This is a genomic window from Streptomyces sp. NPDC048560, assembly GCF_040650955.1.
GTDB lineage: Bacteria > Actinomycetota > Actinomycetes > Streptomycetales > Streptomycetaceae > Streptomyces.
This window is the reverse complement of the sequence record NZ_JBEZIJ010000005.1, coordinates 317,911-333,176: the sequence shown is the minus strand read 5'-3', so window position 1 is coordinate 333,176 and position 15,266 is coordinate 317,911. Positions and strand designations below refer to the sequence as shown.

The window sequence follows — 15,266 nt, the reverse complement described above, 5'->3', positions numbered from 1 at the left end:
GTTCCTGAAGACATGCCTGAGGAGGCAGAAGAAGGCAGGGGAGGGTAAGGCGGGGAAAAAAAGGGGGGAAGTCGGCGCACTCGTCAGTAACTGTCCCCAACGGTGCTCGCGGGCCAATTTGTATCAAGCGCGCAGACCCCACCGAAAGTCGCAAAGGTGTGATCTGGATCACATATGAGTTTACGGTGGGGGGAATCGGGTAACAGCTCATGTTTTCGCAGGTCAGGGTCGGTCCTCACGGCGTGCGCTCCCCGGATGAGCCGGCGGATCAGGCAGACTGGCCGGATCTCGCACTGTCCAGGATCTCGTACGACCGGGAGCGCACGGTGAGCACAGGCAGCACAGGCATCGACCCGCTCGTGGGACTGCGGGTCCCCCAGGACCCGGCATGCGACGTCTTCCTCACGGGCACGGTCTTCCTCGACATCATCTTCACCGGCCTGGACAGCGCCCCCGTGCGCGGTACGGAGTCCTGGGCCCGCGGCATGGGATCGAGCCCGGGCGGCGTCGCCAACATGGCCACCGCACTCGCCCGGCTCGGACTGCACACCTCGATGGCCGCGGCCTTCGGGGACGACCACTACGGGGAGTACTGCCGGGACGCCCTCGAACAGGGCGAGGGCATCGACCTGTCGATGTCGTACACCGTCCCCGGCTGGCACTCGCCCGTCACCGTCTCCATGGCGTACGAGGGCGAACGGACCATGGTCTCGCACGGCCACGAGGCACCCGCCCCCGCGACGGACACGGTCCCCGGCCGGACGTTCCCGCACTGTCCGCCCCGCGCACGCGCCGCCGTCGCCTCCCTCGCCCCCGGCCGCAGCGAGCCCTGGGTCGCCACCGCGGCACACAACGGAGCCCTGATCTTCGCCGACGTCGGCTGGGACGAGACCGGCCGCTGGGACCTGGACGCGCTTCCCGACCTCGCACACTGCGCGGCGTTCCTCCCCAACGCCGAGGAAGCGATGCGCTACACCCGCACCGACTGCCCGCGCGCGGCGGCCCACGCCCTGGCCGAGCGGGTGCCGATCGCCGTGGTCACCCTCGGCGCGGAAGGCGCCTACGCGGTCGACCGGACGACCGGCACCACCGCCGAGGTGCCCGCCATCGAGGTCGAGGCCCTCGACCCGACCGGGGCGGGCGACGTCTTCGTCGCGGGCTTCGTCACCGGCACCCTCGCGGACTGGCCGCTCGCCGACCGCCTGGCCTTCGCAGGGCTGACCGCCGCGCTCTCCGTGCAGGAGTTCGGAGGCTCGCTGTCCGCCCCCGGCTGGGCCGAGATCGCCGCATGGTGGCAGCAGGTACGCACCCACGCGGACCAGGACCCCGCGGCCCTGGAGCGTTACGCCTTCCTGGAGGACCTCCTGCCGGCCGCGACCCGCGCGTGGCCGCTGCGCCGCGCCGTACCGACGATCGGTTTCCGCCAGTAGCACGGGCCGCAGGACGTGCGGCGGTGCGCGCCTCGGTACGGGCCCTGAAAATCCCTCGGCGTTGTCGGTGCCAAGTCGTAGGCTGGTGATCCAGAGGTTGTCGAGCGGCGACAGCCCTGCAACGGGAGGTATGTGCAGGCCCGAGGGCCGGCCCATGACTCAGACACCCACACAGCCGCAGGCGCGTGCCCAGATCCGGATTCCGGCCGCACACCCCATGGTGATGCTCCTGGGATCGGGCGACTCCCTGCTGCGCGTGATCGAAACGGCGTTCCCGGCAGTCGACATCCACGTCCGGGGAAACGAAATCAGCGCTGTCGGGGATGCGCCTGACGTCATCCTCATCCAGCGACTGTTCGACGAGATGGTGCTGGTGCTCCGCACCGGGCTGCCGATGACGGAGGACGCAGTGGAACGCTCGATCGCCATGCTCAGGGCGAGCGAGAACGGCGACGGGGACGGTCCCGAGACCCCCGCCGACGTACTCACCCAGAACATCCTGTCCAGTCGCGGCCGCACGATCCGCCCCAAGACCCTGAACCAGAAGCGGTACGTCGACGCGATCGACAAGCACACGATCGTCTTCGGAATCGGCCCCGCGGGCACCGGCAAGACCTATCTCGCCATGGCGAAGGCGGTCCAGGCGCTCCAGTCCAAGCAGGTCAGCCGGATCATCCTGACCCGGCCCGCCGTCGAGGCGGGAGAGCGGCTCGGCTTCCTGCCGGGCACGCTCTTCGACAAGATCGACCCGTATCTGCGCCCGCTCTACGACGCACTGCACGACATGCTCGACCCCGACTCGATCCCGCGGCTGATGGCGGCGGGCACGATCGAGGTGGCGCCGCTGGCTTATATGCGGGGCCGGGCGCAGCCTGTCTTCACCCAGGTACTCACCCCCGACGGATGGCGCTCCATCGGCGACCTCCAGGTGGGCGATCTGGTGATCGGCTCCGACGGTGCGCCGACCCCGGTCCTGGGCGTCTACCCGCAGGGTGAGAAGGACATCTACCGTGTCACGGCCCAGGACGGTTCCTGGACCCTGTGCTGCGACGAACATCTGTGGACGGTCCGTACGGCGGCCGACCGTCGACGCGACAAGCCGTGGCGGGTTCTCGAAACCAAGGAGATGATCGGCAACCTCCGTGCGGCACATGCCCGCCGATACGAGCTGCCTCTGCTCACGGCGCCGGTGTGCCATCCCGAGCGCGAGGTTCCCATGGACCCGTACGCGCTGGGCCTGCTCCTGGGCGACGGCTGCCTGACCGGCTCGACCACGCCTTCCTTCTCGACGCAGGACGCCGAGCTGGTCAACGCTCTGCAAGCGTCGCTTCCGGGTGTCTCGGTGCGGCACAAGAGTGGCCCCGACTACGTACTCAACCGGGTGAAGTCCCCGGGTGACGTGATCACTCTGGAGAACCCGGTCACGCGTTCCCTGCGTGAACTGGACCTCGTGGGCACCCGATCGCACTCGAAGTTCATTCCGGACGCGTACCTGTACAACTCCGCCGAGGTGCGCCTGGCAGTGCTCCAGGGGCTTCTCGACGCGGACGGTGGCCCGGTCACGCAGTCCGACCGCACGTGCCGCATCCAGTACACGACCACGTCGATCGTCCTGCGGGACGACGTGATCGCGCTGGTCCAGTCGCTGGGCGGGGTCGCGTACACCCGCCGTCGGGCAGCCGAGGGCCGCACGCCGGGCCTTGCGAAGGGCCGTGAAGTGCACCACCGCTACGACGCGCACACCGTCGAGATCCGTCTCCCCGACGGTATCGACCCGTTCCGTCTCACCCGCAAGCGCGACAAGTACCACGCGGCAGGGGGCGGTGGCCGACCCATGCGCTTCATCGACAGCATCGAGCCCGCCGGCCGTGAGGAGGCCGTGTGCATCCAGGTGGCGGCGGAGGACTCGCTGTACGTCACCCAGGACTACCTGCTGACCCACAACACTCTCAACGACGCGTTCATCATTCTCGACGAGGCGCAGAACACCAGCGCCGAGCAGATGAAGATGTTCCTCACCCGGCTCGGCTTCGACTCGAAGATCGTCGTCACCGGTGACGTCACCCAGGTCGACCTGCCGAGCGGCACGAAGAGCGGTCTGCGGCAGGTCCAGGACATCCTGGAGGGCGTCCGGGACGTCCACTTCTCCCGGCTCACCTCCCAGGATGTCGTCCGGCACAAGCTGGTCGGCCGTATCGTCGACGCGTACGAGAAGTACGACAGCCGAGAAAGCCCCAACGGGAAGTAGTCACAGCGCACCATGTCGATCGACGTCAACAACGAGTCCGGAACCGAGGTCGACGAGCAGGCGATCCTCGACATCGCCCGCTACGCACTGGCACGGATGCGCATCCACGCCCTCTCCGAGCTCTCGGTGATCGTGGTGGACAGCGACGCCATGGAGCAGCTCCACATCCAGTGGATGGACCTTCCCGGCCCGACCGATGTCATGTCCTTCCCGATGGACGAGCTGCGTCCGCCGGTCAAGGACGACGAGGAGCCCCCGCAAGGGCTCCTCGGTGACATCGTGCTCTGCCCGGAGGTCGCTAAGCGGCAGGGCGAGGAGGCGGAGACGGGGCACTCCATGGACGAGGAGCTCCAGCTCCTCACCGTCCACGGCGTGCTCCACCTCCTGGGTTACGACCACGAGGAGCCGAACGAGAAGGCCGAGATGTTCGGCCTCCAGGCGGCGATCGTCGACGGCTGGCGCGGCGAGCGCGGGCTGACGGGCCCGTCCCCGGCCCCCACCGTCTCGTGACCGTGCCCCTCATCTCCGGCGCCGTCCTGCTGGTCGTCGTCGGCTGGCTCGCGGCCTGCGCCGAGGCGGGCATCGCCCGTACGTCGAGCTTCCGGGCCGCCGAGGCGGTCCGTTCGGGTCGGCGTGGCAGCGCGAAGCTGGAACAGGTCGCGGCCGACCCGACCCGCTATCTCAACGTCGCCCTGCTGGTGCGGGTCGCCTGCGAGATGTCGGCCGGGGTGCTCGTCACGTACGCCTGCCTGCAGGAGTTCCCGGAGACCTGGGAGGCGCTGGCCGTGGCGATGGGTGTCATGGTCCTCGTCTCGTACGTCGCCATCGGGGTCTCCCCGCGCACCATCGGCCGCCAGCACCCGCTGAACACGGCGACGGCGGCGGCGTACGTCCTGCTGCCGCTGGCCAGGATCATGGGCCCGATCCCGCAGCTGCTCATCCTCCTGGGTAACGCGCTGACGCCCGGCAAGGGCTTTCGCAAGGGGCCGTTCGCCAGCGAGGCCGAGCTGCGCGCCATGGTCGACCTGGCGGAGCAGGAGTCGCTGATCGAGGACGACGAGCGCCGCATGGTGCACTCGGTCTTCGAGCTCGGCGACACCCTCGTACGCGAGGTGATGGTGCCGCGCACGGACCTGGTCTGCATCGAGCGGTACAAGACGATCCGCCAGGCACTGACGCTGGCGCTGCGCTCCGGGTTCTCGCGCATCCCGGTGACCGGGGAGAACGAGGACGACATCGTCGGCATCGTGTACCTGAAGGACCTGGTCCGCAAGACGCACATCAACCGGGAGTCGGAGGCCGACCTGGTCTCCACCGCCATGCGCCCCGCCGCGTTCGTGCCGGACACGAAGAACGCCGGTGACCTGCTGCGCGAGATGCAGCAGGACCGCAGTCACGTGGCGGTCGTCATCGACGAGTACGGCGGCACGGCCGGCATCGTCACCATCGAGGACATCCTCGAGGAGATCGTCGGCGAGATCACCGACGAGTACGACCGTGAGCTGCCGCCGGTCCAGGAGCTGGAGAACGGCAGGTTCCGGGTCACGGCCAGGCTCGACATCGGCGACCTCGGGGAGCTGTTCGGCCTCGACGAGTACGACGACGAGGACGTCGAGACGGTCGGCGGCCTCCTGGCCAAGGCGCTCGGCCGGGTCCCCATCGCGGGTGCCTCGTCCGTGGTGGATCTTCCCGACGGGCGCAGGCTCCGGCTGACCGCCGAGTCCCCGGCGGGCCGCCGGAACAAGATCGTCACGGTGCTGGCGGAACCGCAGGAGGCGGAGCCGGCATGACGCCGCAGGAGCTGAGGGCGTTCTGCCTCGCGTTCAACGCGAGTGTGGAGGAGTTCCCGTTCGGGCCCGAGGCGTCGGTCTTCAAGGTGCTCGGCAAGATGTTCGCGCTCAGTGTCCTGGACGCCCGCCCGCTGACGGTGAATCTGAAGTGCGACCCGGACGACGCGATCCGGCTCCGTGAGGAGTACGAGGCGGTCGCTCCGGGCTGGCACATGAACAAGCGCCACTGGAACACCGTGACGGTCTCCGGTCTCCCCGACCGGATGGTCCGGGAGCTGATCGAGGACTCCTACGACCTGGTGGTGGCGGGCCTGCCGAAGGCGGAACGGCTCCGCCTCGACCGCCCCTGACCGGCCTGCCCGTGGTCATGGCCCTGGCTTATGCTCGGGGCCATGACCGAGAGCACCGACCCCCAGAGCACCGGCCCCTCCGCCGAGGACCGCAAGCTCATCACGCTGGCCCGCTCCACACGGGCGCGCAACGGAGTGCCCGAGGGCGCCGCCGTCCGTGACGAGACAGGGCGTACGTACGTCGCGGGCACCGTCGACCTCAGCTCGCTGAAGCTCAGCGCCGTGCGGACCGCGGTCGCGATGGCCGTGGCGAGCGGCGCGAAGTCCCTGGAGGCGGCTGCGGTGGTCACCGAGGCCGCGACCGCGACGGACGAGGACCGCGCGGCGGTCCGCGACCTGGGCGGCCCGCAGACCCCGGTCCTGCTGGCGGGCCCCGACGGCGCCGTGCGGCTGACCACGCAGGCCGGCTGAACCACGCCCCGCCGCCCGTCCGGCCGGCCGGACGGGCGGCGGGACAGTAGCGAAACCTTCCCAAGTCCCTGAAGAAACAAGGGACTTTCCCTTGTAATCGCTGCCGCGCTGCGCATCAATGAACAGCAGTTCATCCGACGGACCGTCAGATATGCCGACGGCCGGGTCCGGGGCGCGAGCCGCAGCCCCGTACCGCCTTCGGCCGTCCAGCCCTCCGCGCGGCGCGCCTCCCCGCCCGCGGACGGTCCGCGCACGCCCTCCACGCAGCCCTGCAGCGCCGTGCCCGTATGCCGAAGACCGGACCTCGGGCCCGGTGGGAACCCACTGTGCGGATCCGTGCGCCCTCGTGCGGCAGACGACAACTCCCTGACAGGGGAAGGGGATCCGAATGAGACGCAGCAGAATCGGTATCGGTGCGGCACTGGCCGCCGGCGCCCTCGCCGTGAGCGGACTGGCGCTCGCGCCGGCCGCGGCGGCGGTGACGCCGACGGACGCCAAGGCGGACTACGACTGCGGGAGCTTCGGAGGTGGCGACGCCAACCTCCGGGCCGTGCAGTCGGGCAGCAGCATCACCATCACCGTCAGCACCTCGGTCGTCACGCCGCTGCCCATCGGGGCGGGCGCCGCGACCACCACGCTCAAGCTGACCCGTAACGGCGGTCCGGCGACGGCCACCTTCGCGGGCAGCAGCAACCCGTCCATCCCGGCGTTCAGCGCGTTCCGCAGCGGGCCACTGACCAGCGCCACGGCGTTCGCCGCCGGCGACACCCTCGATTCCTACTTCGCGGGCACGGCGCTCACGCTCCAGATCTTCGGTACGACGGTCGCCTGCGAAGCGGTCACCTCGCAGACTCCGGGGCCCTTCGTCGTCAACTGACGGGTCCGGGTGGCATGACGGCCGCTGCCGCCGCACCAATCGGCGGCAGCGGCCCACCGGTGTTCCTGTCATCCGGTGAGTGCCGATACTGCCCCAGACGCAGGCAAGTTGACAGTATCTGATGGGTCATCAGTTATGACGTCCGCAGTCCCTTGACTTCTTCCGCCGGCCGGTCGTCAATGGCCGCCCGTAGGCGCAGAAGTACCGCGAGCCGCTGCGCCCGCACCCTCAGGAGGGGGAACGAACCATGGCAACTCTGGGACCGCCGAGCCGAAGATCCGCTGGGCGAAGGCGCCGCTGGGCCGCAGTCGTGGGGGTGACCGCGCTCGCGGTCACCGGGGGAGGGCTGCTGGCGCCCGCCGCCGGAGCGACGGCCGAGGCGTCGGTGGACTTCGCCACCCGCTGCGTACCGCCACCCATCGCGGGTCTCCCGCCGATCGAGGGCACGACCACCGCACAGATCACCGTCGACGACACCACCCCCGCCGTGGGCGACACGGTCACGGTGACCTACCGGGTCGTCAAGCCCGCGGCCAGCAACCCCGTGGACCTGCCGCTGCCCGCCGACATCATGACGCCCACCGGGAAGCTCGTCCTGGCCGGAGCGCAGTCCGGCTCCGTCGGCGTCACCGGGCCGAAGAAGAACGCGCCGGTGCCGGGCCTCGGTGAGTTCCCGCCCTTCGAGATGACCGGCACCTTCGTGGTCACCGCGCCCGGCGAGATCACGCTGTCGCCAGGCGACTACAACATCCACACCAGCTACCTCATGGAGCTGGACACCCCCTGCACCGTGAAGAGCCCGCCCGCTCCCGTGTCCGAGACGATCACCGCGACGGGCGGCGGCGGTCCGGTCAACGAACGGGCCATCACCCTCGGCACGGCCTCCGGGAAGCCCGGAGAGCGGGTGACCGTCACCGGCACCGGGTTCACGCCGGGCGCCGAGGTGACCGTCGCCGGCTGGAACGGCTCCGCGCCGACCGCCGACAAGATCACCTCCGCGGCGGCTGCCGGCGGCGGCTTCACCTTCCGCCCGAAGATCACCGATCCGGCGACCGTCGGCATCGTCGCGTTCGAGGGCGCGGGCTGGGACCCGGCGAAGGGCGCGGGACCTGTCGCGTACTCCCTCGTCGGCGACGTGCCCCCGCTCAGCCAGCGGATCGACACCCTGGTGAAGGGCGGCAGTCTCTCCATGACCCAGGCCGGCGACACCGTCCGGCTGACGGCCGTCGACTTCGGCACGGGGGGCGCCGCCACCGGAGCCCTGAACACCGTGACGGTCAAGGACTTCCGCGGCGGGCCCGCGGGCTGGTCCCTGACCGGCAGAGTCACCGACTTCACCGGTCCCGGCGGAGCGGCCGTCGACGCCGGGGAGCTGAGCTGGACCCCGGCCTGCGCGACGAAGAGCGGCAGCCCGAGTACGTGTGCCGCCGGTTCCGAGGGCGCGGTCGGCAGCGCCGGGGCGACGCTGGCCTCCACACCGAACGCCGCCCTCACCGGCGGTGAGTTCACCGTCGACGCCGGACTCTCCCTGGACGTACCCGAGTTCACGGCACCCGGCGCCTACTCCGGTGTCCTGACCCTCACCCTCTCCTGACACCCACGGCAGGCCGGACGCGCACCCGTCCGGCCCGCCCCGAACCGGGGGTCCCGCACCGTGCGCAGACTGTCCGCAGCGCTCCTGGCCGCCATCGCGCTCCTGTACGCCGCCCCGGGCACCGCCGGGGCCGCCGACAACGGGGAGTGGTCCGTCGAGCCCGCGTCCTCCGGGCCGGGCCGCCCGTACTTCTACCTCGACACCGGACCCGGCACCACACTCACCGACCGGGTCACCGTGACCAACAAGACCGCCCGCCCCATGACCTTCCGGCTGTACGCGGCCGACGCGTTCAACACGGCCCGCGACGGCGGCTTCGCCGTCCGCACCCGCGACGAGCCCCGGCGAGGCGTCGGCGCCTGGGCGAAACCCGCCCGCGACCGGGTCACCGTCCCCGCACGCTCCGCGGTCACCGTCCCCTACACCCTCACCGTTCCCGAGTCCGCCGAGCCCGGCGACCACCCCGGCGCGATCGTCGCCCTCGACGAGCGCGTCACCGCGGGCGGGAAGGGCGCGGTCTCCGTCGGCGTGCAGCGGGCTGTGGGGGCCCGGGTCTATCTGCGGGTCAACGGCCCGACCATGCCTGCGCTCACCGTCGACGACCTGTCGGTGGAGCACACCCGTCCGCTGATCCCGGGCACCGGGACGAGCCGGGCCGTCATCTCGTACACCCTCCACAACCGCGGCAACGTCACGCTCAGCCCCAGGGTCGCGCTGAAGGCCGAGGGTCTCTTCGGCCGGACGCTCCTGGCCCGCGACCTGAAGAAGATCCCCTCCGAACTGCTGCCACGCCAGAAGGTCCGGCTCACCGAACCCTGGGCCGGCGCGCCCCAGCTGGAATGGGGCCGGATCGAGCTCACCGCCGGAGCGCGGGACACCGGGGAGAGCGCGGCGGTCTCGTACGTGGCCCTGCCCTGGCCCTTCGCGGCGGTACTTCTGGTGATCGTCGCGACGGGTACGGGCCTGTGGATACGGGCACGTCGGCGCCGCCCGCGCAGCTCCTGAGGCGTCCGCGGCAACGTCCGGGACGGCCCGTTGTACACCGCAGCCGCCGCGATCGGGGAGAATGGGCGCCATGAGCGCTCGTACCCTTGAGAACAACGCCCCCCACCGGGCCGGCTTCGCCTGCTTCGTGGGCCGCCCCAACGCGGGCAAGTCCACCCTCACGAACGCTCTGGTCGGTCAGAAGGTGGCGATCACCTCGAACCGCCCCCAGACCACCCGGCACACGGTGCGCGGCATCGTGCACCGCGAGGACGCGCAGCTGATCCTGGTCGACACCCCCGGCCTCCACAAGCCGCGCACGCTGCTCGGAGAGCGGCTGAACGACGTCGTACGGACCACCTGGGCCGAGGTCGACGTCATCGGCTTCTGCCTGCCCGCCGACCAGAAGCTGGGCCCCGGCGACAAGTTCATCATCAAGGAACTCGCGGGCATCAAGAAGACGCCGAAGATCGCGATCATCACGAAGACCGACCTGGTCGACTCCAACACGCTCGCCGAACAGCTGCTGGCCGTCTCCCGCCTCGGCGAGGAGCTCGGCTTCGAGTGGGCCGAGATCATTCCGGTCTCCGCGGTCAAGGGCGACCAGGTGGAGCTGCTGGCCGACCTGATCGCTCCGCTGCTCCCGCAGAGCCCGCCGCTCTACCCCGAGGGCGACCTCACCGACGAGCCCGAGATGGTCATGGTCGCGGAACTGATCCGCGAGGCCGCGCTGGAAGGCGTACGGGACGAGCTGCCGCACTCGATCGCGGTGGTCGTCGAGGAGATGCTGCCGCGCGAGGACCGGCCGGCGGACAAGCCGCTGCTGGACATCCACGCGAACGTGTACATCGAGCGTCCCAGCCAGAAGGGCATCATCATCGGCCCGCAGGGCAAGCGGCTGAAGGAAGTCGGCACGAAGTCGCGCAAGCACATCGAGGCGCTGCTCGGTACGCCGGTCTTCCTGGACCTGCACGTCAAGGTCGCCAAGGACTGGCAGCGGGACCCGAAGCAGCTGCGGAAGCTGGGCTTCTAGGTCTCACACCGGGACGCTGATCTCACGCACCCTCCTTGAGGATGCGTGAGATCAGCGTGCGCTGGGCCTCGGTCAGGCCGGGGTCCGCGCAGTGGACGGTCCGGCCGTCGACCGTGATCCGGTAGCGGAAGCCGTCCGGGACGCCGGGTGTGCCCTGGCCGGCGGTGAGTGCGTTTTCGGCCAGGGCCTCCCAGTCCGCGCCGTCGGGCAGGGCCGAGGTGTCCACCTCACGGTGGCGTGCGATGCCGGCGAATCCGCCGGTCCGGCTCACCTGAATCCGCATGGTTCCCTGCCTGGGTCGGTGGTGCGGGACGGGGACGGGCGGTCGTGCGTGTGTCTGTGCCGTGTCATCAAACGCCGGACGGGCTCGAAAGATGCCCTCGATCGCCGGACGGGCCCGAAATGGCAGGCCGGACCCGAAGGGTGCCGCCGAGTCCCCGGAGGGCCGGAGGGCCTGTGGTTCCCCCCGGGGTGGCGGTCCTACCTCGTCGGTACGCCCACCTCCGACCAGGCCTTCGTCACCGCCTCCGCCTCGTCGCCCGTGCCGAAACGGGTCTTCGCCGCTGTCACGGTCAGACGGGCGAACGCTGCGAAGTCGGCGTCCTGGGCCAGTTCGCCGCCCGTGAGGACGTCGAACCAGATGTGGCCCGCCCGTTCCCACGCGTTGCCGCCGAGCGCCGTGGCCAGCAGGTGGAACGCGCGGTTGGGGATGCCCGAGTTGAGGTGGACCCCGCCGTTGTCCTCCTCCGTCTCGATGTAGTCGTCCATCGTCGCGGGCTGCGGGTCCTTGCCGAGTACGTCGTCGTCGTACGCCGTGCCCGGAGCCTTCATCGAGCGCAGGGCGACCCCGCTGACCCGGGGCGCCAGCAGGCCCGCGCCGATCAGCCAGTCGGCCTCCCGTGCGCTCTGGCCAAGTGAGTACTGCTTCACCAGCGCGCCGAACACGTCCGAGACGGACTCGTTGAGCGCGCCTGGCTGGCCCTCGTAGACGAGGTTGGCCGTGTGCTGTGTCAGGCCGTGGGCCAGCTCGTGGGCGATCACGTCGATGGCGACCGTGAAGTCGAGGAAGATCTGGCCGTCGCCGTCCCCGAACACCATCTGCTCGCCGTCGAAGAACGCGTTGTTGTACTGCTCGTCGTAGTGCACGGACCCGATGAGCGGCAGCCCGTTCCCGTCGATGGAGCTGCGGCCGTACTCCTTGTGCAGCAGTTCGAACGTGGCGCCGAGCCCCGCGTACGCGCGGTTGACGCTCGCGTCCTGGGTGGGCTCCTCGCCCTCGTCGCGGACCTTGTGCCCCGGCAGACCGGTGCCGTGACGGCAGTCGTACAGGGTGCGGTGCGGGGTAGTGGGGGGAGTGCCGGCCGTGGCCCGCACGACCGGGACACCGGCCAGGGCGGTCAGCCGGCGGCGGGCGCGCTGCGCGGTGTCGGACTCCAGGGTCCGGCGGGCGGGACCGGAGAGGAGGGGGTCGTCCGACTGCGACAGCTTGTCGAGGATCTGGGGCGGCACGATGGTGCAGAAGACGGGGCGGGGCGCGTTGCTGACGTGAGGCTGCATGGCAAAAACTGTGGCACTCCGTGACGCTGCTGTCGCTGATTGCGACGATGATTGACGAAATGGAGTGATGAGTCACTGTTCACCCGTTACCCATGGCCCGGTCCCGCATACTGATACGGCACCGGCGTCCCGGGCGTCCCTCGGGTAGTCTCGCCGCATCATGCGTTTCGGGCTGCTCCTTCTTAGCTGCCGCGGCGAGGGTCTGTAGTCGTAGGCCGACCCCCTCCCCGCGGAGTTCGGTGGTGCAACGACACAGTCGGCCTTCCCATGCGGACCCCGAGGAGCCCTACGCCATGACCGCCGTAAACCCCGTCGAGAACGCCGTCGGCCGGCCCACGCCCGTCACCAACGCCACGCACCTCCAGAAGCCCTCCGGGATGCCCGTCCACAAGTACGGCCGCTACGACGCCGTGGACATCCCCGACCGCACGTGGCCGGAGCAGCGCATCACCCGGGCGCCCCGCTGGCTGTCCACCGATCTGCGTGACGGCAACCAGGCGCTGATCGACCCGATGTCCCCGGCCCGCAAGCGCGAGATGTTCGATCTGCTCGTACGCATGGGCTACAAGGAGATCGAGGTCGGCTTCCCGTCATCGGGTGACACCGACTTCAACTTCGTGCGCTCCATCATCGAAGAGGGCGCGATCCCCGAGGACGTGACGATCTCCGTCCTGACGCAGGCCCGCGAGGACCTGATCGAGCGCACCGTGGAATCCCTGCGCGGCGCCCACCGGGCCACCGTGCACCTGTACAACGCCACCGCGCCGACCTTCCGCCGGGTCGTCTTCCGCGGCTCCAAGGACGACATCAAGCAGATCGCCGTCGACGGCACCCGCCTGGTGATGGAGTACGCCGAGAAGATCCTCGGCCCGGAGACGACCTTCGGCTACCAGTACAGCCCGGAGATCTTCACCGACACCGAGCTGGACTTCGCCCTGGAGGTCTGCGAGGCCGTCTGCGACGTCTGGCAGCCGGAGGCCGGCCGGGAGATCATCCTGAACCTGCCCGCCACCGTGGAGCGTTCGACGCCGTCCACGCACGCGGACCGCTTCGAGTGGATGTCGCGCCACCTGACCCGCCGCGAGCACGTCTGCCTGTCGGTCCACCCGCACAACGACCGCGGCACCGCCGTCGCCGCCGCCGAACTGGCGATCATGGCGGGCGCGGACCGGATCGAGGGCTGCCTGTTCGGGCAGGGCGAGCGCACCGGCAACGTCGACCTGGTCACGCTGGGCATGAACCTGTTCTCGCAGGGCGTCGACCCGCAGATCGACTTCTCGCAGATCGACGAGATCCGCCGTACGTCCGAGTACTGCAACCAGATGGAGATCCACCCGCGCCACCCGTACGCGGGCGACCTCGTCTACACCGCCTTCTCCGGCTCCCACCAGGACGCCATCAAGAAGGGCTTCGACGCCATGGAGGCCGACGCGGCCGCCCAGGGCAGGACGGTCGACGAGATCGAGTGGGCCGTGCCGTACCTGCCGATCGACCCGAAGGACGTCGGCCGCTCGTACGAGGCCGTCATCCGGGTCAACTCGCAGTCCGGCAAGGGCGGCATCGCGTACGTCCTGAAGAACGACCACAAGCTGGAGCTGCCGCGCCGGATGCAGATCGAGTTCTCCCGGATCATTCAGGCCAAGACCGATGCCGAGGGTGGCGAGGTCACGCCGAAGCAGATCTGGTCGACGTTCCGGGACGAGTACCTGCCCAGCCCCGAGAACGCCTGGGGGCGCGTACAGATCCGCTCCGGTCAGACCACGACCGACACCGACGGCCGGGACACGCTCACCGTCGAGGCGACCGTGGACGGCACGGACACCGTGCTGACAGGCACGGGGAACGGCCCGATCTCCGCCTTCTTCGAAGCGCTGCAGGCCATCGGTATCGACGCCCGTCTGCTGGACTACACCGAGCACACGATGAGTGAGGGCGCGAGCGCCCAGGCCGCCTCGTACATCGAGTGCGCGATCGACGGCAAGGTGCTGTGGGGCATCGGTATCGACGCCAACACCACGCGCGCCTCGCTCAAGGCGGTCGTCTCCGCGGTCAACCGCGCGACGCGGTGAAGACCCTGCGTCGTCCGGCGCCCCTGCGGACGAACGTGCGATAACGCGCGTAACGCCATGGTCCCGGGACCCCGTTCACCTGCTGAGGGTGGGCGGGGTTCGGCCATCTCCGAGGGTTGTGACATCCGAGGTGCTGACGTCACATCACGGGTGTGGCTAACATCACGTCCAACACGGCAATGTTGCCGGAGCGTTACGGAGGTGTGCGACGTGCGGTCAGCCCAAGGACGACGCGCCAGAAGACTGCGTATCTGCGGCATCCGCACTGTCTGGGACACCGTCGGTGACGGGGAGTTCTTCTGCCCCGGCTGCGGGGGCGACCGCAACTACCGGCGTCTCAGCGGGCGCCGCCGTTTCGCCGTCCTCGGGGTGCCGCTGCTGCGGCGCGGCGGTGCCGGGCCCGTCGTCGAATGCGCGGTCTGCCGGGAGCACTTCCCGACCGACACCCTCGACCACCCCACGACCACGCGGTTCTCCGCGATGCTCCGGGACGCCGTGCACACGGTCACCCTGGGTGTCCTCGCCGCGGGCGGTACGGGCTCCCGCACGGTCCTGGACACCGCGGTCGCGATCGTCCGGGACGCCGGGCTCGAGGACTGCACGCACGAGCAGCTCTCCATCATCGTCGAGGTGCTGGCCGCCGACACCGTGCACGGGCCGGGCTCCGACCCGGCGGCGGAGGCGTGCGGGGCGACGCTGGCGATCGAGCTGCACGAGGTCCTGAAGCCCCTCGCCCCCCACCTGGCGGCGGCGGGGCGTGAGTCGGTGCTGCTCCAGGGGGCCCGGATCGCGCTGGCGGACGGGCCGTACAGCCCGGCGGAGCGGGAGGTGCTGGCCACGGTGGGCAGCGCGCTGTCCCTGTGCGCGGAGGACACGGCCCGGCTGTTGGCGGCTGCGGCGCGTACGCCTTCCTGAGCCCGCCG

At 70.2% G+C, this 15,266-nt stretch carries 14 protein-coding genes; 12 read left to right on the top strand and 2 right to left on the bottom strand.

Going from position 1 to position 15,266, the window contains the following annotated elements:
• Positions 1-326: 326 nt before the first annotated feature.
• From AB0C82_RS16535 to era, 10 genes are all read left to right on the top strand, one after another.
• Positions 327-1,430 (top strand): PfkB family carbohydrate kinase, encoded by a 1,104-nt coding sequence (locus AB0C82_RS16535; RefSeq protein WP_362841752.1) that lies wholly within the window; start codon positions 327-329, stop codon positions 1,428-1,430.
• A gap of 154 nt (positions 1,431-1,584) precedes the next feature.
• Entirely contained in the window at positions 1,585-3,678 is a 2,094-nt protein-coding gene (locus AB0C82_RS16530) for a PhoH family protein (protein WP_362841749.1), read from the top strand.
• 12 nt (positions 3,679-3,690) lie between these two features.
• A complete protein-coding gene (gene ybeY, locus AB0C82_RS16525; RefSeq protein WP_328910086.1) occupies positions 3,691-4,188 on the top strand; it encodes an rRNA maturation RNase YbeY in 498 nt (165 codons plus the stop codon).
• Positions 4,185-5,468 carry a hemolysin family protein gene (locus AB0C82_RS16520; RefSeq protein ID WP_362841744.1) on the top strand — a complete coding sequence of 428 codons (1,284 nt, stop codon included), beginning with the start codon at positions 4,185-4,187 and terminating at the stop codon, positions 5,466-5,468. The genes ybeY and AB0C82_RS16520 overlap by 4 nt, the downstream gene beginning before the upstream one ends.
• Complete coding sequence (locus AB0C82_RS16515; RefSeq protein ID WP_362841741.1) at positions 5,465-5,818, top strand: MmcQ/YjbR family DNA-binding protein; 354 nt, start codon at positions 5,465-5,467, stop codon at positions 5,816-5,818. Before AB0C82_RS16520 ends, AB0C82_RS16515 begins: the two co-directional genes overlap by 4 nt.
• Before the next feature lie 42 nt (positions 5,819-5,860).
• Positions 5,861-6,229 carry a cytidine deaminase gene (locus tag AB0C82_RS16510; protein WP_362841739.1) on the top strand — a complete coding sequence of 123 codons (369 nt, stop codon included), beginning with the start codon at positions 5,861-5,863 and terminating at the stop codon, positions 6,227-6,229.
• Between the two features lie 388 nt (positions 6,230-6,617).
• Positions 6,618-7,106, top strand: a complete 489-nt coding sequence (locus AB0C82_RS16505; protein WP_362841736.1) for a hypothetical protein — start codon at positions 6,618-6,620, stop codon at positions 7,104-7,106.
• Between the two features lie 247 nt (positions 7,107-7,353).
• Positions 7,354-8,700 carry a beta-xylosidase gene (locus AB0C82_RS16500; protein ID WP_362841733.1) on the top strand — a complete coding sequence of 449 codons (1,347 nt, stop codon included), beginning with the start codon at positions 7,354-7,356 and terminating at the stop codon, positions 8,698-8,700.
• Positions 8,701-8,760: 60 nt separating this feature from the next.
• Entirely contained in the window at positions 8,761-9,705 is a 945-nt protein-coding gene (locus AB0C82_RS16495) for a DUF916 domain-containing protein (RefSeq protein WP_362841730.1), read from the top strand.
• Positions 9,706-9,775: 70 nt separating this feature from the next.
• Complete coding sequence (gene era, locus AB0C82_RS16490; RefSeq protein WP_362841727.1) at positions 9,776-10,717, top strand: GTPase Era; 942 nt, start codon at positions 9,776-9,778, stop codon at positions 10,715-10,717.
• 22 nt (positions 10,718-10,739) lie between these two features.
• On the opposite strand, the gene AB0C82_RS16485 is transcribed toward era, so the two are convergent.
• Both AB0C82_RS16485 and AB0C82_RS16480 read right to left on the bottom strand, forming a co-directional pair.
• Complete coding sequence (locus tag AB0C82_RS16485) at positions 10,740-11,000, bottom strand: protealysin inhibitor emfourin (protein ID WP_362841725.1); 261 nt, start codon at positions 10,998-11,000, stop codon at positions 10,740-10,742.
• A 197-nt stretch (positions 11,001-11,197) separates the two neighbouring features.
• The gene (locus AB0C82_RS16480; protein ID WP_362841722.1) at positions 11,198-12,274 is read right to left on the bottom strand and encodes a M4 family metallopeptidase; all 1,077 of its coding nucleotides are present in this window, start codon (positions 12,272-12,274) and stop codon (positions 11,198-11,200) included.
• A gap of 293 nt (positions 12,275-12,567) precedes the next feature.
• Between AB0C82_RS16480 and leuA the strand changes: the two genes are divergently transcribed.
• Together leuA and AB0C82_RS16470 are read left to right on the top strand one after the other, a co-directional pair.
• The gene (leuA, locus tag AB0C82_RS16475) at positions 12,568-14,343 is read left to right on the top strand and encodes a 2-isopropylmalate synthase (protein WP_362841719.1); all 1,776 of its coding nucleotides are present in this window, start codon (positions 12,568-12,570) and stop codon (positions 14,341-14,343) included.
• Between the two features lie 210 nt (positions 14,344-14,553).
• Positions 14,554-15,258: a TerB family tellurite resistance protein gene (locus tag AB0C82_RS16470; protein WP_362841717.1), complete on the top strand. Its 705-nt coding sequence runs from the start codon at positions 14,554-14,556 to the stop codon at positions 15,256-15,258.
• The last annotated feature ends 8 nt before the right edge of the window (positions 15,259-15,266 follow it).